15 protein-coding genes are annotated in these 22,233 nt (G+C 57.6%); 4 read left to right on the forward strand and 11 right to left on the reverse strand.

The genetic code is table 11. The annotated features are described in order from the left end of the window. Positions 1–71: 71 nt before the first annotated feature. The gene (locus tag B2590_RS09690; RefSeq protein WP_041333282.1) at positions 72–1,022 is read right to left on the reverse strand and encodes a DUF6160 family protein; all 951 of its coding nucleotides are present in this window, start codon (positions 1,020–1,022) and stop codon (positions 72–74) included. Between the two features lie 186 nt (positions 1,023–1,208). Continuing rightward, on the reverse strand, positions 1,209–1,802 hold the full coding sequence (locus B2590_RS09695) for a hypothetical protein (protein WP_075195247.1): 594 nt from the start codon (positions 1,800–1,802) through the stop codon (positions 1,209–1,211). A gap of 127 nt (positions 1,803–1,929) precedes the next feature. On the opposite strand from B2590_RS09695, the gene pabB reads away from it, so the two are divergent. Then, entirely contained in the window at positions 1,930–3,228 is a 1,299-nt protein-coding gene (gene pabB, locus B2590_RS09700; RefSeq protein ID WP_083637183.1) for an aminodeoxychorismate synthase component I, read from the forward strand. Positions 3,229–3,292: 64 nt separating this feature from the next. On the opposite strand, the gene thrH is transcribed toward pabB, so the two are convergent. Continuing rightward, on the reverse strand, positions 3,293–3,904 hold the full coding sequence (gene thrH, locus B2590_RS09705; RefSeq protein ID WP_041333276.1) for a bifunctional phosphoserine phosphatase/homoserine phosphotransferase ThrH: 612 nt from the start codon (positions 3,902–3,904) through the stop codon (positions 3,293–3,295). Between the two features lie 199 nt (positions 3,905–4,103). Here thrH and B2590_RS09710 point away from each other — a divergent pair, with 199 nt between their 5' ends. Then, the gene (locus tag B2590_RS09710) at positions 4,104–4,826 is read left to right on the forward strand and encodes a phosphoadenylyl-sulfate reductase (RefSeq protein ID WP_007152588.1); all 723 of its coding nucleotides are present in this window, start codon (positions 4,104–4,106) and stop codon (positions 4,824–4,826) included. A gap of 26 nt (positions 4,827–4,852) precedes the next feature. Here B2590_RS09710 and cysB read toward each other — a convergent pair whose 3' ends face one another. Next, positions 4,853–5,830, reverse strand: a complete 978-nt coding sequence (gene cysB / locus B2590_RS09715) for an HTH-type transcriptional regulator CysB (protein ID WP_041333274.1) — start codon at positions 5,828–5,830, stop codon at positions 4,853–4,855. 513 nt (positions 5,831–6,343) lie between these two features. Here cysB and B2590_RS09720 point away from each other — a divergent pair. Beyond that, a complete protein-coding gene (locus B2590_RS09720) occupies positions 6,344–9,067 on the forward strand; it encodes a LuxR C-terminal-related transcriptional regulator (protein WP_286811685.1) in 2,724 nt (907 codons plus the stop codon). A 306-nt stretch (positions 9,068–9,373) separates the two neighbouring features. Here B2590_RS09720 and dinG read toward each other — a convergent pair whose 3' ends face one another. From dinG to B2590_RS09745, 5 genes are all read right to left on the reverse strand, one after another. Then, complete coding sequence (gene dinG / locus B2590_RS09725; protein ID WP_286811684.1) at positions 9,374–11,563, reverse strand: ATP-dependent DNA helicase DinG; 2,190 nt, start codon at positions 11,561–11,563, stop codon at positions 9,374–9,376. Next, positions 11,563–12,324 carry a general secretion pathway protein GspB gene (locus tag B2590_RS09730; RefSeq protein WP_286811683.1) on the reverse strand — a complete coding sequence of 254 codons (762 nt, stop codon included), beginning with the start codon at positions 12,322–12,324 and terminating at the stop codon, positions 11,563–11,565. The genes dinG and B2590_RS09730 overlap by 1 nt, the downstream gene beginning before the upstream one ends. Position 12,325: 1 nt before the next feature. Then, on the reverse strand, positions 12,326–14,038 hold the full coding sequence (locus B2590_RS09735; RefSeq protein WP_286811682.1) for an ExeA family protein: 1,713 nt from the start codon (positions 14,036–14,038) through the stop codon (positions 12,326–12,328). Between the two features lie 98 nt (positions 14,039–14,136). Continuing rightward, positions 14,137–15,624 (reverse strand): DUF3336 domain-containing protein, encoded by a 1,488-nt coding sequence (locus B2590_RS09740; RefSeq protein WP_075195250.1) that lies wholly within the window; start codon positions 15,622–15,624, stop codon positions 14,137–14,139. A gap of 36 nt (positions 15,625–15,660) precedes the next feature. Then, complete coding sequence (locus B2590_RS09745; RefSeq protein ID WP_286811681.1) at positions 15,661–16,452, reverse strand: MlaA family lipoprotein; 792 nt, start codon at positions 16,450–16,452, stop codon at positions 15,661–15,663. Positions 16,453–16,546: 94 nt separating this feature from the next. Here B2590_RS09745 and B2590_RS09750 point away from each other — a divergent pair, with 94 nt between their 5' ends. After that, positions 16,547–16,954, forward strand: a complete 408-nt coding sequence (locus tag B2590_RS09750; protein ID WP_286811680.1) for an acyl-CoA thioesterase — start codon at positions 16,547–16,549, stop codon at positions 16,952–16,954. Between the two features lie 24 nt (positions 16,955–16,978). Here B2590_RS09750 and B2590_RS09755 read toward each other — a convergent pair whose 3' ends face one another. Further along, the gene (locus tag B2590_RS09755; protein ID WP_286811678.1) at positions 16,979–18,100 is read right to left on the reverse strand and encodes a beta-ketoacyl-ACP synthase III; all 1,122 of its coding nucleotides are present in this window, start codon (positions 18,098–18,100) and stop codon (positions 16,979–16,981) included. Positions 18,101–18,201: 101 nt separating this feature from the next. Continuing rightward, complete coding sequence (gene hrpA, locus B2590_RS09760; RefSeq protein WP_286811677.1) at positions 18,202–22,128, reverse strand: ATP-dependent RNA helicase HrpA; 3,927 nt, start codon at positions 22,126–22,128, stop codon at positions 18,202–18,204. Positions 22,129–22,233 lie beyond the last annotated feature (105 nt).

Below are 22,233 nucleotides of genomic sequence, written 5' to 3' on the forward strand. Positions count from 1 at the left end.
CCGGGGTTCGTCAGCAATCTGAAACGCCCCGCAGGGCGGGGCGTTCACACCAGAGGTGTTATGCGATCAGCTTATTTTCCGTATACAGCCAGCTTGGTGTTGCTGATGTGCAGGTTGTCGATACCGATAGTACCGATGTTTGCACCGCCGATAACGGTTTCGGCAACGTTGATGTCCATCAGGACGTCATCAACATCTACACGCAGTACGTTGGTCGCTGTGGAAGCACCGAGACCGTCACCCTTGTAGATGTCCAGGCCGATGATTGCAAATCCAGCCTGCGCCAATCCGATCTTGCGCTGCTCTTCAGCGGTCGGAGCAGTAGGATCTTCCGCGAATACAGCTGCCAGACCAGCGGCCCCAAGCACTTCACCGCCAGACTCGGAGCTATTGATGGTCATTCCGCGGACACCAACGCCGAGGAAGTCAACATCGAAGCTCATTTCGTTAACGGTGAACGCTGCATCCAAATTAAGGGTGCCGGTGCCCGCCATTTCGTTTCCAGCTCCGTCTGTAACGTTATCCGTATCTACACGGATATCCAGAGCACCGAGGAGACCCCAGGCGTCCATGTTCGAAACCAGAACGGTGTTTTCGCCACCGTTACCGTTAAGCTCCATGGATCCAGCGGTGAAACCCCAGTCGATGGGTACAGGGTTACCACTGCCGTCGGTTTGCAGGGAACCAACGTGAATGACAGCGTCGCCATCGTCAGCGATGTCGATGTCGATTTTCAGTTGGTCCAGCAAAGCGCCTGCACCGGTAGCTGCGGCATAGTCAGCTGCAGACTGAGAGCTACTGGCCAACGCACCACCGAGAGCGATGTCCTTTACGGCGAATGTACCTTCGTCCGTGTAGGTAAACTGACCAATGTTTACCTGAGTTTCCAGCTCAATGGTCACACCGGCCTGACCGGTGACGTTACCCATCATGCTGTCGTCCATCGCCTGCAGCTCGGCTTGAGCGGCGAAGGGCGCAGCGGCAACGGCTGTTGCCAGTGCAAGTTTCTTCAGGCCTTTCATATTGTTCTCCTTGATTGAACTTATTGTTATCCAGTTGAACTTTTTAACTTTGTTGTGAGGCTCAACCTCACCACTCCATTTAAGATTGTTTTACACTCTGGTTCCGTGAATGCATTCACAAATTGTCACAAAACAAAGCAGTTCTTAATAAAAGCAACTTATTCACTATAAATTCATGCACTTGGCTCATTCGTCACTCTCCTTTTTTGCATCATAGAAGATCTGAAATGGCTTATCCTGAGACATCGGTTCACCGAAACTTGCTTCACCATCCTCCAATCTGACCGGTATCAGCTTGATTCCAGAAACTCCAAGCCTATGCTCATGCTCCAGAGCCATTGCTCGGATCGTCTCGCCATTTTTTTCAACGCTTCCTGGGTAGGCAATGACCGCCGCATGAATTTCACCTCGGCGCGCAATGGCCTTTAGCCCAGCGCGATACATTAAAACCTTTACATTTCCAGGGGCCTGCTCAGCTTCCTCTTCCAATCTCATTTGTTGAACCTTGTCAGACTTCATGACCATGAAAGCCATCGGACGAAAGATGCCAGCTTCCTCGAGTTCATCGCCCGCCTGATTGACCACCTGGTCCGTCATTTCCCTGAGATGCCTCTGAGCAACCGCAACCACCGCGGCCAGGTCTTTGTCGTCCAGCTTGCCATCGGATAGCACATGATCTTCCCGATCAATCGCATCCTGCGCCAACGCCGCGGTGGAAATCGCACATCCGGCGATCATCGCCAAGACAAATCGCTTACCAATGCCGTTACAAGTCTTCATACTGGTTACTGCCCTTAGGATTATTGTTTAGAATGCACCGGCCCAAGCCTTTTCGAGCCCGAAGTCAGGTGACTTGCCGCACAGGCTACCGTGAACCCATGCAAGATTTTGTTAAGTATGTAACATCGTGAAAACATTAAGTGCGGAAGAGGCAGAGCGCCTCGTTTCACAGATCAGCAGCCAACATGGGTTTATCGACTACACCGACGCCGGCAGGCAACGGCGGATTGTCACGGCGTTCCCGCTGAAACATTGGCCAGTCCCCAAGGACGCGCTATCGTTCTCACGCCTGACGGACGTGCTGGAGCAGGCTTGGGCAGGACTGGCTGAAGCGTCGAGCCGGGAACTGGCAGGCGGCATCATGGGCACCCTGTTTTACGAGGCTGGCAACCACACGGTCCCCGGATTCTCCGGCGAGGCCAGTGAGAGGGATTATGGCTATATTGGGCTTTATCTCTGGCAGCTGACGCTGGATGTTTCGGGTGCCAATTCGCCCAGGCTCGATTTTCATCCCGAGTGTGACGATAGAACCCGTGAACGGGTGCTGAACCTCACCGGCGAAAAGCCGACGCGCCCTACTCCTTTTCACATCAGCCCGGGATTTACAGCCGACCAACCCGCCGAACACTACCGCAATGGCGTATCCCGGGTGCTTAGCTATATCCATGCCGGGGACTGCTATCAGGTCAACCTGTCCAACAAGTACACCGGCGGCTACCAGGGCGAGCCGTACACAGCGTTCCGAGCTTTGTGCCAGGCCGTTCCGGTCCCCCACGCTGCGTACATCAACGCTGGTTCCTATCAGGTCCTCAGCATTTCACCAGAGCTGTTCCTGAGTATTGAAGATGGCAACAGGGTCATCAGCAAACCCATCAAGGGTACCCGGCCCCGGGATCTGAACTCGCCGGCGAACGACCAGCGGATCGCCGAATCCCTGGCCGCCGCTGAAAAGGACCGGGCCGAAAACCTGATGATCGTGGACTTGATTCGCAACGACCTGTCGCGATTCTGCGAGCCGTTTTCCGTCACGGTGCCACAGCTTTTCAGTATCGAAAGCTATGAAAACGTCCATCAACTGGTCAGCACGGTGGAAGGCCGGCTGCAACCAGAGAACACACCGTTAAAAGCCCTTCTCTCTGCCTTCCCCGGGGGCTCTATCACGGGTGCACCCAAACGCAGGGCGATGGAGATCATCGACGACCTGGAACCACATCGTCGCGGGCCTTACTGCGGCTCGGTCTTCCGTTGGGATTTTTCCAATAACCTGGAGAGCAATATCGCAATCCGAACCCTGATGACGGATTCAGAAGGAAAGATTCACTGCTGGGCGGGATGTGGCATCGTCGCGGATTCAGACCCGGATGATGAGTACCGGGAATCCGTGGACAAGGTTCAGAAGCTGATGAGCGTACTGGAAGCGTTATAGAGGGCAAATTGCAAAGGAGGAAAAGCCAGGACAAAGAGCTTGCCCCGGCCTCTTGTCCGCGCTATCAGTTATGGATGGCGCTGGCCTTCAGAAACTCGCCCTTAAGCTCTTCAAACGTATGTACCGCCGGGAACTGGGGGAACTCCTCGATCACGTTCTTCGGCGCGTGAAACAGGATGCCCGCTTCCGCCTGGCCCAGCATGGTGGTGTCGTTGTAGGAATCACCCGCCGCAATAACACGGTAGTTCAGCAGCTGGAAGGCACGCACTGACTGACGCTTGGGGTCACGCTGGCGCAGCAGATAATCGGTAATCCTGCCGTCTTCGTTTACTTCCAGCTTGTGGCACAGCAGTGCCGGATAGCCCAGCTTGGCCATCAGCGGCATGGCGAATTCATAGAAGGTGTCGGAAAGAATCACCACCTGGAACCGCTCCCGCAGCCAATCCAGGAACTCCCGTGCGCCGGGCAGTGGGTCCAGCTCGCCGATCACTTCCTGAATCTGCGGCAGGCCATAGCCGTGCTGGTCCAGCAGTTTCAGGCGCTGCTGCATCAGTACGTCGTAATCGGGAATGTCGCGGGTGGTCGCCTTGAGCTCCTCAATGCCGGTTTTTTCCGCAAACGCGATCCAGATTTCCGGGATCAGTACTCCTTCAAGGTCAAGGCACGCGAGTTCCACAATGGTCTCCTGATAGTTGAACGCTGGTCAGCCCGGCGAAGGCCGCCGGGGATTGGAATCAGGCGGTATGATAAGAAAAACCGGGGCGGAATGCATCGTACATCTGTGCGGCTATAACGATATACTCCCCCATTCCTTCAGACTGTTGCCGGTTAATGGTAGATTTATCACACATTTACACTCCAGGTGATCCTTTCAAATGACGGACATTGCACAGTTACAGGCCGAGCTTGAAGGCGCGAGCCCCAGGGCTATCCTCAAGGCCGCTCTGGCGAAGTACGACAACATTGCCATTTCCTTCAGCGGTGCGGAAGACGTCGCACTGATTGAGTTGGCCCATAAGCTGACAGACAACCTTCAGGTATTCACCCTGGATACGGCGCGCCTTCATCCGGAAACCTATCAGTTCATTGATCGGGTCCGCGAGCACTATGGCATTAACATTGAGGTGATGTTCCCCGATGCTGCGGAAGTGCAGGATCTGGTCACCCGCAAGGGCATGTTCAGTTTCTATGAAGACGGCCATGGCGAATGCTGCGGTATCCGCAAGGTCAATCCGTTACGGCGAAAACTGGCCACGGTTGATGCGTGGATTACCGGCCAGCGCAAGGACCAGAGCCCCGGCACCCGCAATGACGTGCCTGTGGTACAGATTGACGACGCCTTCTCTACGGACGAGAAAACGCTGGTAAAGTTTAATCCGCTGGCGAACTGGAGCTCGAAGGAAGTCTGGGACTATATCCGTATGACGGAAGCCCCCTACAACAAACTGCACGAAAAGGGCTTTGTCAGCATTGGCTGCGAACCCTGCACACGCCCTATCCTGCCAGGACAGCACGAGCGCGAGGGCCGCTGGTGGTGGGAAGAAGCCACGCAGAAGGAGTGTGGCTTACACGCCGGAAACCTGATCGCCCGCGAATAAACCTTCCAGCCAGGCCCGTCAGTAGGTCAGTAGGTCGGCAGATCGATGTCGTTGAACAGTTCCTCGATCTCCGTCCTGCTGCCCTGGTGGGTCACCGCTTCATCCACCCTCTCACGGGTCAGATGCGGAGCAAATCGCTGGATGAAATCGTACATATAACCGCGCAGGAACGTCCCCTTGCGGAAGCCAATCCGGGTCACGCTCGGACGGAAGAGTTGACTGGCGTCCAGGCAGACAAGATCGGGGTCATTCTGCTCGTCGAACGCCATGCTGGCGATGATGCCAACCCCAAGACCCAGCCGCACATACGTCTTGATCACATCGGCATCAGCGGCGGTAAACACCACTTTCGGGGTCAACCCGTGGGCCTGGAAGGCCTCGTCCAGCTTCGAACGGCCGGTAAAGCCAAACACGTAGGTGACCAGCGGAAATTCGGCAAGATCCGGCAACGTCAGTTCGGATTTCTGCGCCAAAGGGTGATCTTTCGGCACAATGATGCTGCGGTTCCATTTGTAGCACGGCATCATGATCAGGTCGTTGAACAACTCCATGGCCTCGGTGGCAATGGCGAAATCCACCGCGCCATTGGCGGCCATTTCTGAAATCTGCATGGGGGTGCCCTGGTGCATGTGCAGGGACACCTCGGGGTAGGACTCAATAAAGCCCTGGATGATGGGCGGCAGCGCGTAGCGAGCCTGGGTATGGGTGGTGGCAATGCTCAGGTCGCCCTTGCGCTGGTTACTGAACTCCTGCGCAATTTTCTTGATGCCTTCCACACGGCGCAGTATTTCACCCGCCTCACGAATAATAATTTCACCGCCAGGTGTAATACGAGTGAGATGTTTGCCGCTGCGCGCGAAAACTTCCAGGCCCAGTTCGTCTTCCAGAAGACGGATCTGCTTGGATATTCCCGGCTGCGAGGTAAACAGACTCTGGGCAGTGGCGGATACGTTGAGATCATGGTGCGCAACTTCCCAGATATAGCGCAACTGTTGTAATTTCATCTACCCTGTCGCTCCCCATAAGGCCCGGTACAGACCGGGCATGTATACGCTGATCTTATTAGAAGAATATGCATAAAAACGTGATTTTTCATTCTTATTGAGTATACAGAATCCCATCCAACACAGTTTAGACCAAAAACGCCAGAACGCAGCATGACGACGGCGTCATTTGTCTTTGCGGCCCTTGACTTAACTGTGACAAAGCACACAATCCGTTATCTGGTGTCCCGTCTGGTTAATTCGTTAACCTACTGAGCCACTGAGGGTCTTGAGAGCTAGGCGCGATGGTGAAGGTTTGGTGGCTCCAAATCGAACCAGCGCAACGCGGCTATCAAGACCCTCAGTGGCTCCCGAAGGGCGAGACGCTGCGGCCTCTGGCCCGTGTTGCCAGCCCTTGATGTGGAACCACCACACCTGCGGACTGACGCCTTGGCCAGAGGCCGCAGCGTCACGCAGTAGGTCAACGAATTAACCATACGGGACACTTGCCATTTACGGGCATTCAGGGAAACGATGCTGTTAACCACCAAATTCCTCAGACCAACCGCGGATCCCCGTTCGGTACAACGGGATCGCCTGAGCGCCCTGCTGCAGCCGGACGGTGCCAAGCGGTTGAATCTGGTGGTGGCACCAGCGGGTTTTGGCAAGACCACACTGGTCAGCCAATGGTGCTCCCAGTCACCGTCTACCGTTGCCTGGCTATCCCTGGATGAGCATGATGACGAGCCCCGCCGATTCTGGCAGTACGTGGTGGGGGCGTTTGAACACAATGGCCTCGCAGGTCTGGAGCAATGCCGTCAACAACTCAGCCATTGCAGCCTCCAGGAACTGGAAGGCCCCATTACCGGGCTGATTAACGTTCTCGCCGCCGATGGAGCGCCCTGGTCGCTGGTCCTGGACGACTATCACTTTATCCGTGACCCACAATTACAGCGCCAGGTGTCGTATTTCATGGACTACCTGCCGCCTGGGGTCCTGGTGACCCTGGCATCCCGCACCGAACCAGCCCTGCCGCTCTCACGCTGGCAGGTGCGCCGCTGGGTGGAGAACATACACCCAGGCCTGCTGGCGTTTTCCGAGGAGGAGTGCCAGCGCTTCTTCCACGACACCATGGGGCTTGAACTCTCCGAGCTGGAGATTCGCAGGATCTGCAGCAAAACCGAGGGGTGGGTGGCCGCCATGCAATTGTCCGCGCTGTCCGGCGGTAGCATCGATGATCAGAGATCCGGGGCCGGCCACCAACGCATCGACCTGGACGAGCGCCGCATCAGCGATTATGTATTGACCGAAGTGCTGGAGCAGCAACCTGCACCGGTGCGCGACTTCCTGCTTGATACCGCCTGTTGCCCACGCCTGTGTGCCTCACTCTGCGATGCGGTTCGCGGCACTACCAACAGCCAGGCCTTGCTGGAACAGCTGCTGCGGGAAAACCTGTTCCTGATTCCGCTGGACACCCACAATGAATGGTTTCGTTATCACGACCTGTTCCGGGACGCACTGTTACAACGGGTGAGACAGTTCAAGCCGGAAGATACCGAAAAGCAGTGGCAACGAGCAGTCCACTGGTTGCTGATCCATGGCCACGTTCAGGAAGGCATTTCCCAGATTGTCCAGCATCAGGACTGGCCCTGGCTCGCAAAGGTATTGGCTGAACACGGCAACAACCTGATCCACGGTGGTTTTCACCTGCCGGTGCTGAGCTGGCTGGATTCCCTGCCCGCCAACACCCTGCAGGACAGCCCACAACTGTTGATGCTGAGAGTGTGGGCGCTGTTTTTCGCCAACCGGGTGGACATGCTGGAGCCCCTGCTGGGCGAACTGGAAGACATGCTCGACAAACAGGTGGCCGATTCCCACCCCGATGCCGAGGGCGCCCTCGGCCTGCAGAGTGAGATTTCACTGATCCGCTCTTACCTGGCGCGATCAAAAAACGACGATAAGAGCGCCAGCGACCTGACCCAACAGGTATTGCGTGACATCGACCACACCCGCATCCCCTTGAAATCCGTGACCTACTACGGGGTGGGACTGGACTATTACGGCCAGGGTGACCTGGCGGCCGCCGAGGATGCCCTGACCTCCGCTGTGCGTTATGGGGAACTGGAACGCAAACCCAGTACCGTACTCTCAAGCGGCGGCCTGCTTGCCTGGATTCAGTACAATCGGGGCGATATCGACGAAGCCCTGGATACCTGTACCCGTGTGCGGCAATGGGTCGACCAGCACCACAGCGACCCCCGCCAACCCATGTTGATTTCATGCTGGCAGAACAGCGCCCTGATCGAGATCTACCGGGAGCGCAACGAACCCCAGTTGGCCGCCTCCTACCTGGCCCCGTTGCTGGACCACGTCAACAATGGCACCGAACCCGGGCAGCACGTGGTTATACAGTACGTGCGTGGCCACCTGGCCTTCAGTGAAGGGCGCTACCAGGAGGCCATGGAAGCGTTGGAAGATGCGGCCAGCGTGGCAAAACGCCGTCGGGACCACATCCTGTTCGAGCCGCCCGCCTGCTCTGCCATGCTGGCTCGTTGCTATCTCGCCACCGGTCACCTGGATCTGGCGAAAAAATGGGTGCAACAGGTGAGCACTGACCGGTTCACCAATCCGCTGAACCGGGAGCAGAACCAAATCAGCATTGCCCGTGTTCAGGTGGCGCTGGGCCACCCGGCCGACGCCATTGCAACACTGGCCCCTCTTCGACTCAGCGCGGAGCAGGAACAGCACTACCGCCACCTGGTGGAAATCCAACTGGTCTACAGCGAGGCGTTGTTCGCCGAAGGAAAAACGAAAGAAGCAGAACAGGTGCTGGCCCAGGCCATCCAGCGGGCATCAGAGGCCGGATTTATGCGTCTGCTCGCGGAGGAGAGTCCAACCATCCGCCAGCTTTGCAAGGCACTCCCAATTCTCAAGGCACCGGGCCGCTGGAACAGCAGGGTCACTGCCATGCTCTCTGAACTGGCGGAGACCGAGACCGCTGAAACAGAGCCGGAAGACTCGCAGAGGGATACGCAGGAGGCCCCGGGCAACACAGATCTCCCCGAACCCCTGAGCCAGCGGGAACTGGAAGTGCTGGATCTCATCAATCAGGGCCTCGCCAACAAGGACATCGCAAACACGATGGGGGTCGCGCCTACCACCGTAAAAGCCCACATTCGCAACCTTTACGGCAAGCTTGCGGTCGGCTCCCGCACCGAGGCGCTGGCAAAGGCAAGGGAACTTCGGCTACTGCCCTGACTGGTAATCCACTGACGCTGCCTTTCGGGCGCATTGTGTGACACACGTCACATTTTTATCGAATTTTATACGCCCTCTACGCCCTTTGGACGATCCGGATACGCCCCCTCCTCCCTTACTATGCTCTCGACGCTGAGGGAAACCTCGGTAAGATTTCTGAAACTTCAGGCCTTCAGACTTCTTGTTCCGCGTTGTTTCGACGCCCGGGTTCGATAAGGACCCACTCTATAAGAGCCACCCACATGGGTTGGCTCTTTTTTTATGGCTCCCTTTTTATCAGGGCTCTATTTATCAAGACTCAATTTATCAAGGCTCTATGATCCGCCGAAAAGGCGGTAAGGCGTCCAACAACAACTGCCCGTAGCGACGGGCGATGATGCGACGGTCAAGGATGGTGACGCGGCCGGTGTCCGACTCGGTCCGCAGCAGGCGGCCAACGGCCTGCACCAGTTTGATGGAGGCATCGGGTACGGTTATTTCCATGAACGGGTTACCGCCGCGGTGCGTCACCCACTCCGCCAGGCTGGCTTCAATGGGATCATCCGGTACCGAAAACGGCAGGCGGGTAATCACCACATGGCTCAGGTACTTGCCAGGCAGGTCAATGCCCTCGGCAAAACTCGCCACACCAAACAACACGCTGGGCAACCCCTCATCCACACGGCTGCAATGGCGGCGCAGGACCTCGCCCTTGGCCATATCGTCCTGGGTAGTGATCAGATCCGGGTATTCCGGCGCCAGGGCATCCCGCACCAACTGCATCTGGCGCCTGGAGGTAAACAACACCAGGGTCGCCTTCTCTCCGGTCCACAAAGCCGGTAGCCGCGACACCACTTGATCCGTGAAGCTGTCGTCCGTGGGCATGGCGGTCATGGCAGGCACTTCCACGGTTGCCATTTCGCCATAGCGGAAGGAACTGGGCACCACCACGAAGCGGCTGGCTTCGGGCAGGCCTGCTCTGGCCTTGAGCCGGTCAAAGCGCCCAAGGGCTGTCAGGGTTGCGCTGGTCAGCACGGCGCCATAGGCCCGCGACCAGAGCCTGGAATAAAGCAGGCTGTCCGCCAGCACCGGGCTACTGTAGAGCGTAATGTCTTCTGCGTGCTCCCAGCGCTGCCGCACCGACCACCGGGCGGCCGGTGGCCCGGACCGCTTCTTCGGCTCTGGCGCAGCATCCTCGCCTTCCGCTGACTCACTGGCTGGTTGGCCCGGGTTGTCACACCACGCGGCCCATAACCGCAGTTGGTCCTCAGCACGGCTGTGGAACGATCCAATCACCGGATACCAGGATTCCGCAGTATCGCGATCGACATCACTGGCCTTGCGTTCATCGAAGGCCGTCTGTAATTCGTCCACCATTACACCAAGCTGGCGAACCAGGGTGGCCGTCGCTACCCGGGTTTCCACCGCCAAGCCCGCAAGCAGCTCGGGCAATTCGCCCTCGGGATAGCGCCATTGGGCGGAGCGTCGCTCCTCATTAAACTCCCAACCGGTATTCTGTTCGGCCTCGTCGTACACCTTCGTCAGGCAGATATCCACTTCACGGGAGGCGGAACTGATCCTGTCGATGGTTTTAGCGGCTTGAGTACCTGGCGTCAGGAACGGCTGCATCTTCCCCAGTGCCTGGGATAACTGCTTGAGCCACTGACGGGTGGCATTCAGCGGCACTGACGCGGCAAAGTGATTCAGTGCCTTGTCCGGCAGGTGATGCGCCTCATCAAAGATAAACAACGCATTTTCCGGCTCCGGCAGGATGGCACCACCGCCAAGAGCAAGGTCTGCCAGCACCAGGTCGTGGTTCGCCACCACAATGTCAGCTTCGTCCAGGCCCTTGCGGGCATCAAAAAAGGCACAGCTGTCGAAATAGCTGCAGTGGCGATTGGTACACTGACGATGGTCGGTGGTGACCTGGCGCCAGATATCATCGGGTATCTGATCCGGCCAATGATCGCGATCACCATCCCATTTGCGGGACCCATAACTGGCCAGCATGTCCTCAAAATAGGCGCGGGTGCCAGGCTCCTCCTTACCGGGCCCATCCAGCAGGAACAGCGGCATGGTATCGCTGTCGCCGTTCCCCTCGTCATGCAGGCGGGCTTCGAGACGAGACATACACAAGTAGCGGCCGCGGCCTTTGGCAAGGGTCCAGGAGAAATCCAGTTTGCTGTGCTTTTTCAGGTCCGGAAGATCCTTGTGGACGATCTGGTCCTGCAGGGCAACCGTCGCCGTTGATATCACCAGTGTCTTACCGAGGGCCCGGGCCACGGGAATGGCGGCAATCAGATAGGCCAGGGTTTTACCGGTTCCCGTACCCGCTTCCACCACACAGGTGCCTGCCGGCGACGTGCGTTGGCCGTCGTTTTCGGTGATCTCGCCCATGTAGCGGGCAATCTCGGCGATCATCAGGCGCTGACCATAGCGGGCGCGGATGTCCTTACCGGCCAACACGTCACGGTAGGTTTGCTGAATCAGTTGTTTGACGTCCTCGGTGAGTGCCATTAGTCGGGGCTCACCCAGTTGCGAACCACACCCACCCGGAAGCGGCGGCCATCCATGCTCAGCTCCACGCCTTCCTCGGTAATCCGTTCAACGGTGATACCGGAAAACGACTCCCCTGGGCGCAGGTAGTTGTCATTGATCATGACCCGGCGGGCCGACGGCGCAGACGCATAAATATGGCTGTTGAAAATAAGATCAGGCACCCTTTTCTGGAAGGAAAGTGGAAGTTCTACAAGGTGCGGCGCCGTTCGCGCGTTAGCGCCTTCCGGCTCGCTGGGGTTAATGGCACTTGGCCCACGCGGCCTCGGCACAATAACCGTTGGTCGCTCCGGCCCATCCACGTCATCGGTTTCCACGACCGCATCCATTGGAGACTCGGTGTTCGCTCCCGGTGTTGGAATCTCGATAGCATCCTCAAGAGTGTCACTGGTCGAAGGTGATTGGACACGTTCGGGCGCTGATGCCTGGCGCAAAGGTTCCGGTTCACCGTTAACAATGACCGGTTCAACGGTCGGTTCAGGCGCAGCAATACCAGCCGACGGGATTGTCTGATCCGTCGGCGAGGCCGGACGGCCCTGGGGCCAGAAAATCCAGGCCAATACGGCCGCGTTGAGCACCAGGCCAAGCGCCACCCATACCAGAACCGGAATCGACTTTTTCCTGGGCTTGTGGATGAGTTGTACCTGCTGTCCCAGGTCGGGGATGCGCCCCTGTCGCCTTTCAGTTTCCGATTTTCTGAGCGCATCAAGAATATAGGACATGTCAGTTCACCATCTTTGCCGACGTCAGCCGGGGCACCGCGGAATCCAGGTCGTTATTCATCTGGATAATGGTCATGGCGCCGGCAATACCGTCCACCGTCAGACCTCTTTGCCGCTGGTACCAACGGACCTGCTCTTCAATCGCCATACGGTTAACGCGGTTCTCTTCCTGCCGGCTTTCGGCGTATCGGTTGGCGAGCTCCATCATCCTGGACCCCATCCATATCTGTTCGGACACTCTGGCATTACCCTGTTCGCTGCCGGAAGCATCGCCCAACGCATGAGCGGGTGCTTCCCAGAGCACCGTAAATTCGCCAAACCAATAGGGCTCCAGGCTGGAAAAGGTAACCACCTGGCGGCCACTCGGCAATTCGATGGTGGCACGATTGTCCTGGAGGCCACTCAAAACTGCGTAGTGACTGTCTCCCTTTCCGTTTCGAAGCTGAAGTATTGCTGGTCGGTCCAGAAATTCCAGGCTTCGCCGTGCTCCCTTATTCTGCAGGCAGCGCAGGCCCTGCCCCTCTGCGAACTCACACGCCACCGGGCTTTCCGAGGCGCGGTAATCCAGCCGCCATAACTCGAACAGCTCGCGGAAAGCCACGGGTAATGACATTGCCTGGTCCGGGAACTCAAATCCGGGCAGCGCTTCCTCTTCGGTTGATTCACTGACTTCCGGCCCGGCTTCGCGAACCAATTCTGATAGCCCTGCAACGGGCTCATCCGGCTCTACCCGCTCGATACTACCCGCCAGCGGCGCGCTCTGATCTTCGACGACGGTATCGGGCGCGGCCCCGCCGGCCCCTGGAGGGCCTATAAAAAGCCAGGTGGTCATGATGACGGCCATCAGCAGGCCCGCGGCCACTGCCAGGGCATGGGATTGGCTTGATCGCCCAGTGCGACCGGACAAGCTCTGGCCACTCACTTCCCGGGCGGCATTACGGATATGGGGGGCCGTGATCTGGTGCTCACCTTCGGCATAGGCACCCAGCAACGCACGGTCACTGATCAGGTTAATCAGTCTCGGCACACCATGGCTGGCACGGTACAAAGCCCGAATGGCGCGATCGGTAAAAATTTCGCCGCGAAGGCCCGCCACGCTGAGCCGGTAACGCAGGTAGGCTTCTATCTCCGCGCGGCCGAGGGCGTCGAGGTGATAACGCGCCGTCACCCGCTGATTCAACTGTCGCAATTCCGGCAATGCCAGAATATCCTGCAGCTCGGGTTGCCCCAACAGCACAATCTGCAGCAATTTCTTCTCGGCGGTCTCAAGATTAGTGAGCAGTCGGAGCTGTTCAAGCACTTCAGCGGACAGGTTCTGGGCTTCATCAATCATCAGAACCTTATGTCGGCCCGCTGCGTGGGCCTTGAGCAGGTCATCGTTGATCAGTCCCACCAGTTCTTTGATGGATGATCCAACCGGATGGGCAATCTCCAGCTCATCGCAAATGGAGGACAGCAGCTCGCGGGCAGACAACCTCGGATTCAGGACCAGTGCGATATCCACATGATCCGGCACATTCTCGATGAAGCAACGGCTGACCGTGGTCTTGCCAGTGCCGACTTCTCCGGTGATCACGATAAAACCGCCCTGCCCCTGCACGCCATACATCAGATGCGCCAGCGCTTCTTTATGGCGTTCGCTCAGATACAGATAGCGGGGGTCCGGGGCTATGGAAAACGGGGGCTCCCGAAAACCGAAGAAATCGTAGTACATGCGTGTCCAGTCAGGTGCTCAGGCGGAGCTTGCGGGAGCCGCCATCGGGCTCCCCGGCTATCGCGGTATCATACCGCCCGGCTCCCGGGGCTGTCATCTCATGAAGTGCCGGAATCCGCATTGCTTACCAGTCTCAGTTCGGCTGTGGAGCGGCGCTGTTCGGATTTCAACCGGCGAATGCATCGCTCCAGGGTTTTGGAGATTCTGGCGTGGGAACGAATCATTGAGATCTTGGGCCAGGTCGCACGCTCGCCCTGCAGTATCATCTCCCGCACCCACGCCGGATCAGGGTTGGATAACATGCGACGGTAGTCACGAAGACGATACGTCGGGGAAATGGTGACATCCCCGGAATAGCGCTGCCCCATGATGGTGTACATCTGGCCCGCTACCTGCCGAAGCATTTCCGGCTGAACGCGTTTTCGCAGATAATCGAACAGGCCCTGGCCATGGAACTGGATTTCCGATTTCAGCAGGTGCATCGGGAGATTGGCGACATTGATCTTTTCATCCCGGCCTCGCCGGTTCAGAAAAGGCACCACATGGGGATTGGTCTGGCTGACAATGGTGAAGTTCACGTCGTAAAGGTGCATCAGCCGTTCGATGGGCAAGTCGCTGACTACCGACCCGTCCACGAACTTCAGCCGCGACATGTAGGGCAGCACATTGCCCTGAATGTCTTTCTTCATCAACGGTACCGGCGGAAAGATACCCGGTACCGCCGCGCTGGCCAGCACAGCACTCCAGACCAACAAATAGGGTGACGTGTAGCCACACAACAAACGGGCTTTCTGGTGGGTCTGGACCGGTGACACACTCACGTTTATGGACCGCCCGGTCTTCTGGAACGCTTCCTCGAAGGTGTATTCGCCGATATTGGCACGCAGACACGCCTTTAACTGCTCTTGATCCATCAGGCCATCACCCCGGATGGCACTGAACAGCCCTCGCCACTTCCACGCTCTCATGTCATGGTTTTCAGGCACCAGCATGTCCGGTATTTCCGCATCGCTGTGGACACCCAGTATGCCAGCGATAATGGCGCCGATGCTGGAGCCGGCAATGACCTGCGGCAGCAGTCCTTTTTCCCAGAGTGCCTTAATAACGCCGAAATGGAACATGCCCAGCGTGGCACCGCCGCTGAGCAGCAAGGCCGGGCGACCGTAACTGGTCAGGGTATCGCGGAAGAACTGCAGCTTCTCGGCCACTGGGAATCCCGGTACTTTGGTGTCACACAGGAAATCGAGCGACTCGCAGACCTGGGTAATGTATTCCTCGATAAGATGCTTGGTGCCGACCCGTGAGCGGGTGTACAGGGCGGTATTACCCATGTTCCCCAGGTCGTGGTGCAGCCCTTCCCTGAGCGCGCGCTTCAGGCGCTCGAAATCATTCTGCTGCCGGTAGGTGCGGAGGTTGCTGAGCCGGTCGTAGATGAGCTCGTAATGGTAAAGGTCGGAGCCAAATTCCTCCTTCCACTCCACATTGCCCTCAAGGAAATCCAGCTCCAGCGCCGCGGCCTTCCAGACTTCGTAATTGGGCGCCTCCGCCAGCATTTTGCGGAATTTCCGGATGCGGTCATCAACCATCTGGTAAACCTCCGTTGTTCCAGCCGATTCGATGCGTCAGAAATCCTCGAGCATCAAATCCTCATTGTCATCGCTGGCAAAAGGATCATCTACGGTTCTGCCATCGTTGATCAGGTAAGCCCGCCGTTGCAGGTACGCGTTTCTCACGAACGTGTAGCCGTCACCGGAAATGAACCCTTCCGCAGGGATCAGATCGGCACGCTTGTCAACAATCTGAAGCGCCCTTGCATAATAGACATCCGGCGTTTCAGCCAGGTCCCAGGCTGAGGGCAACAACAGGTTGTCGGATACAAACCCACCAAAGTCCCGCGGATTCGACGGCCCCAAAAACGGCAGCATCAGGTAAGGTCCAGAATCCAGGCCCCAGTAACCCAGGGTCTGGCCAAAGTCCTCCGGGCGCTCAGGCAAATCGAACATGGTGGCCACATCTATCAACCCGCCCAGGCCAAAAACCGTGTTGTAAGTAAATCTACCCGCCGCTACGACGGCCGACTCGCCCTTCAGCTGAAAGATACTGTTGGCGAGGTTACGTATTTCACTCAGGTTATTGAAAAAATTAGTGACAGCGCGATCCGCAAAGCCCGGCATAATGGCTCGATACCCTTTCGCAACGGGGCGGAGGAACCAGTTATCGATGGTTTCGTTGAAGCCATAGACCTTCCGGTTCCAGTCTTCATAGGGATCGACCTCGCTCGGAGGGGCATCAAGCTTTCGTTCCGCCATGTCAGGATCGACTGGCTGCACGGTCTGTGCGACCGCATTGCCTGAAAACAGGCAGATGAAAATCAGGGCGCCAATTGCTGGGTGCCGGAAAAAAATGTCTCTCATCGTCAGACCTGAGGTTGTGAAAACTGTCTCTGTTCGTCGAAAATACCGGCGTTCTTTTTTTTATTATTAACCCCTTGCTTCAGGAGTAGCCCCGATGTCAGTACCCGGGAATCTGGTTAGCACACTCTCCATGCCTTTGCGCTGGGGAGATATGGACGCATACGGCCATGCCAACAATACGGTTTATTTCCGCTTTTTCGAGGAAGCCCGCATCACCTGGCTGGCATCCCTGGAGCTGGGCGCGGAAAACGACCCCGACGGTCCGGTCATTATAAAGACCAGCGCCACCTTTCTGAAGGAACTGGCCCACCCGGTAACCGTTGAGGTCAGAACATACGCCGACAAAGCGGGCAATACCAGCCTCGACACCTATCATACTCTGACCGATATCGAGACCGGCACACTTTACGCGGAAGGTTATGCGAAGATTGTCTGGTTTGACCGCACCAAACGCACATCAATGGCGTTGCCTGACAAACTCAGGGCACTGGCGGCCGGGTAGAGCCGCCTATCGTTAACTCCGTTTCTATCGGCGGCGAATCACAACGCTGCCGATGGAATAGCCTGCCCCAAACGAACAGATCACACCCAGTTCGCCAGAGTCGAAGTCGTCCTTATGTTTGTGGAAGGCAATGACTGAGCCGGCGGAACTGGTGTTGGCGTACTCATCCAGAATGACCGGCGCCTCTTTCGTGTCCGCGTCGCGCCCCAACACCTTGCGGGCGATCAGTTGGTTCATGTTCAGGTTGGCCTGGTGCAGCCACATCCGCTTGAGGTCATCCGGCGACAACGACAGGCTGGACAGCTGTTTGAGAATTGTCTCCGCCACCAACGGCGACACTTCCTTGAACACTTTACGCCCTTGCTGCACGAACAGCTTGTCCGGCTTGTTGATGCCCTCTTTATCGCCTCGGTTCAGGAAGCCATAGTTGTTACGAATGTTATTGGAGTACTTGGTTTTCAGGCTGGTACCGAGAACCTCAAAGCCCTTCCCCTCCGCTACGTCGGCGTTCCGCTCCACCAGGATAGCCGTGCAGGCGTCACCAAAAATAAAGTGGCTGTCCCGGTCGCGAAAATTCAGATGACCGGAGCAGATTTCCGGGCTGACCACCAGTACCGCCCTGGCCGTGCCGTTCTCAACAGCGTTCGCCGCCGCCTGTAGCCCAAAGGTCGCGGAACTGCAGGCCACGTTCATGTCGTAAGCGAAGCCGTCGATACCCAAGGCGTCCTGAACCTCAACAGAGATAGCCGGGTACGGGCGCTGCATGTTGGAGCAGGCAACAATGACCGCATCGACATCGGCCGCGGTTTTCCCGGCCTGTTTGAGGGCCTCTTCGCAGGCCGCCAGCGCCATTTCGCATTGCACCGACGGTTCTTCGTTGGGTCGGTCCGGTATATCCGGGCACATCCGTTCAGGGTCGAGGATGCCCTGCTTGTCAATCACATGGCGACGCTTGATACCGGACGCTTTTTCAATAAAAGCGGACGAAGACGGCTGCAGGGGCTCAAGATCGCCACTGGCAATTTCGTCAGCGTGGCGTGCATTGTGGAGTTCGACGAAGGCATTGAACGCCTCCACCAACTCGTCGTTGGTAATGGTTGCTGGCGGTGTGTACAACCCGGTCCCGCTGATAACGGCTCTAATCACGCTAACCCCACGTCATAGTTGTAAAAACGAACAATCGAACTGCACCAATATTGCCCAAATACTAACACAGTCTAAACGTTTTGCCCGCAAACGTGACCGGCTTACACGCGCGTCTGCTCCCACTGCCTGTCGAGACGCTTGACCGATACCGGCACGGCCGTACCCAGCTGTTGTGCAAAGAAAGATACCCGAAATTCCTCAAGCATCCAGCGATAGAGCAACAGTTCCGGGTCCCTTATCCCCTGGCGCCGCTGCTCATCGCGTTTGCTGGCATAGCGAGACCAGAGCGGCTCCATGGTATGCAGGAACTCCCGCTCTCGCCCAAGCTCCCTTGGCATTTTCTCAAAACGAATGCTGGCTGCCTCAAAATAACGTCCAAAATGGGCAAGCCATTCCGGCGGCGTGGCAACAATAAAACCTGGGTATACAAGATTTTGCAGCTGAAACTTCAAGTCTGCCATACTGTTTGCGAGCGCTAGGTTGATTTTCCCCTTGAGCTGTTTCATCACGCCATGATAGCCCGTCATGGCCTGGTGCAGCCGCTCGTCGGCCTGTTCAAGCGCCGGTACGAACTCCGCCCTGCCGGCGTTAAATGCGCGCTCGAACGCCTTGTCGTCACGAGGCACGTCGTCGGGCACAAAATGCTGCATCGCCGTGGCCAGCAGCAGGTCGTCCAGCAACACCCGGGCTTTTCCGACCGGCGCGAACATCAGCGCCGATGACTTGAAGTTCGGCAGCCGCCGCTCGATGTCCTCCAGCGTGTTGCCCAGCCGAATCAAAATCAGTCGCGCCACCGCCTTGCGGATTGAGTCCTCTGCCGTAAGTCGGTCCAGAAACCGTGTTTGGCGCACGGAATCCCCGATGTCCTCCAGTGCCGGAAATACGGTGACTTCCATACCGCCTTTTTCGGTCCTGACGGATTCAGGCAGCGGCCCAAAATCCCAGCACGTCGATGTGCTCGCTGGCTCAGTCGAGGGCTCTCTGCGGGTTGCCGATGACAAGGCGGCTTCTGCCCGCCCTTCCAGCTCACTCTGCAGCTTCTCGGTTTCCCGCCCCTCAGCAATGGGCTTACCGGCGTCGTCAACAACCCGGAGATTCATTCTCAGGTGCTTCGGCAAGTCTTCCTGTGGCCAGGCATCAACGTCAATCCTGACACCTGTCATTCGCCGGAGCTGTTCGCCCAGCTGCAGCGCCAATGGCTCGTTTGAAGGCTGAAGGTTTTCCAGGGCCGCGTCCACGAAATCCGGTACCGGTACAAAGTTGCGCCTCAACGCCTTCGGAAGGCCTTTGACCAGTGCGATGCACTTCTCCCTCAAGAGCCCCGGCACAAGCCATTCAAGCCGCCGCGCCGGAAGCTGTTTCAGGGCCATCACCGGTGCCTGGAGCGTAACGCCGTCGCGCTCGCTGGTGGGTTCGAACTCATAACTCAGGGGGTATCTCACCCCTTCCCACTCCAGGTAGTCCGGATACAATGAGCCCGCCTGCTCATCCACCGGGCGCTGGAGGATATCTGCCTCCGTCAATTCCATGTCACGGAGTTGGTCGGCACTGAGCTGTTTCCACCAGCTTTCAAAATGCCGACCGCTGACGATATCCGCTGGCAAGCGCTGATCATAGAACGCCACCAGCACCTCGTCCTCCACCAGAAGATCCCGCCGCCGCGTCTTGCGCTCCAGGTTTTCGACGGTGTCCAACAGTTCGCGGTTACGGGCAATAAAGGGCGCTTTGGACTGATAATCGCCTTCCACCAGGGCACGGCGGATGAACAGGTTGCGACACTCAGCCGGGTCCACCTTGCTGTAGGGAATACGGCGTTTGGCAATGATGTCCAGGCCGTAGAGGCTGACCTTTTCATAGCCCATAACCTGGGCACGTTTCTGCTCCCAGTGGGGTTCGAAAAAGTGATGCTTCACCACATGCCCGGCAAGGGGTTCAATCCATTCCGGCTCAATCTTGGCCACCACTCGCCCGAACACCCGGCTGGTTTCTACGATTTCCGCCGCCACAATCCATTTCGGGCCGGTTTTCGACACTTTTGAGCCCGGAAAGATCATGACCTTGCGGTTGCGGGTGGCCAGATACTCCTTCTTTTCGAGTTTCACCGCCACCTGGCCCAGTAAGCCCGCGAGAATGGCTTTGTGCAAAGACTCGTAACTGGCCGCATCTCTGTTCAGTTTCAGTTTCTGCTCACGACAGATCAGCGTCAGTTGCCGGTGAATGTCGCGCCATTCCCGCATCCGCATCCACGACAGGAAACTTTTCTGGCAGACCTTCTTCAGCTGATTCTGGGACAGTTCCTGGCGCTGTTCCTCGTAGAAATTCCAGATATTCAGCAGGGTCAGGAAATCCGATTCCTTATCGTTGAACGGCGCATGGGCCTGATCGGCAGCCTGCTGTTTGTCCTGGGGGCGCTCTCTCGGGTCCTGGACGCTCAGGCCCGCAATGATCACCAAGGTTTCAGCCAGACTGCCCTGTTCCGACGACGTCACCAGCATGCGCGCTAGCCTGGGGTCCAGCGGCAGGCGCGCCATGGTGCGGCCAAGGTTCGTCACACGTCGCTTGTCATCCACGGCACCGAGCTCTTCGAGCAGTTTGTAGCCATCGTTGATCAGGCGACGGTCTGGTGGCTCCAGAAACGGGAAATGGCGGATATCCCCCAGCCCCGAGGTAGTCATCTGCAATATAACGGAGGCCAGATTGGTGCGCAGAATCTCCGGATCGGTGTACTCAGGCCGATTGATGAAATCGGTTTCGTCGTAGAGCCGGAAACAAATCCCCGGAGCTACCCGGCCACAGCGCCCGGCACGCTGGTTGGCACTGGCCTGGGACACCGGCTCAATGGGCAGGCGCTGAATTTTGGAACGCACGCTATAACGGCTGATACGGGCCACACCAGTATCGATAACATAGCGTATGCCGGGCACCGTCAGGGAGGTTTCCGCGACGTTGGTCGAGAGCACGATCCGACGGCCCCGGTGGCCCTGGAATATCCGGTTCTGTTCCTGGTTACTGAGCCGAGAATATAATGGTAGAACTTCGGTATGGCGCAGCTCGGCGTGTCGCAGTACCTTGCTGAGGCTGCGAATTTCCCGCTCGCCGGGCAGGAATACGAGTACGTCGCCCGGTGGCTGCTTTTCTGCACGTTCGTGCTGTTCGATTTCCTCCATCGCACGCAGCACGCCATCCGTCCAACCCTGGTCCCGATCGTCCTCATCGCCGGTGAGAGGACGGTAACGCACGTCTACCGGATAGGTTCGCCCGCTGACTTCAATGACCGGCGCGCCATTAAAGAACTCGCTGAAGCGTTCCACTTCGATGGTGGCAGAGGTAATGATGACCTTCAGATCGGGCCGTTTCGGCAACAGTTGCCTCAGGTAGCCCATCAGAAAGTCGATGTTAAGGCTTCGTTCGTGGGCCTCATCAATAATCAGGGTATCGTAACGGTCCAGGAACCGGTCGTGCTGGACTTCCGACAGCAGGATGCCGTCGGTCATGACTTTCACCCGGGACTGGTCGGACGTGGTGTCGGTAAAACGCACCTGATACCCCACCTGGCCGCCGGTCTGTTCTCCAAGCTCTTCAGCAATACGACCGGCTACGGTACGAGCGGCAATCCGGCGGGGCTGGGTGTGGCCGATCAGCCCGCGAATACCCCGACCGCTGTTCATACAGATCTTGGGAATCTGGGTGGTCTTACCGGAACCGGTTTCGCCGGCAATGATCACCACCTGGTTCTGTTCGATGGCCTCACGAATATCATCGACCCGTTCGGACACTGGCAACGATGACGGGAACGTGGCCGGCTTATGCATAGCCTGGCGCTCTGTGACGCGCGCTTGCCCCCGATCGAGCCATTGCGCCATCTTCTCGAGGTCCTTTTGCCCCGGACGCCCTTTTTTCCGGGCTACCAACTTGTGAATACGGGCGGCTTCCAACTGGTTGCAGGCATCGAGCTGCTCCATGATGGCTTTTACGGCGGCCTTGCTGTCTGGCGTATTTGTGGGCTGTTCCGGAGGGGCTTGCGTCATCGGTCCGTTTTACCGTTGTTGGATCTTGGATACCCGGCTCGCTTCGGGTGTGGCGACAGTCTAACGATATCCCGCGCCTCGTTAATCGAGTAGGAGGGGGAGTTA

The organism is Marinobacter sp. UBA3604 (assembly GCF_002375325.1).
Classification (GTDB): Bacteria; Pseudomonadota; Gammaproteobacteria; order Pseudomonadales; family Oleiphilaceae; genus Marinobacter; species Marinobacter salarius.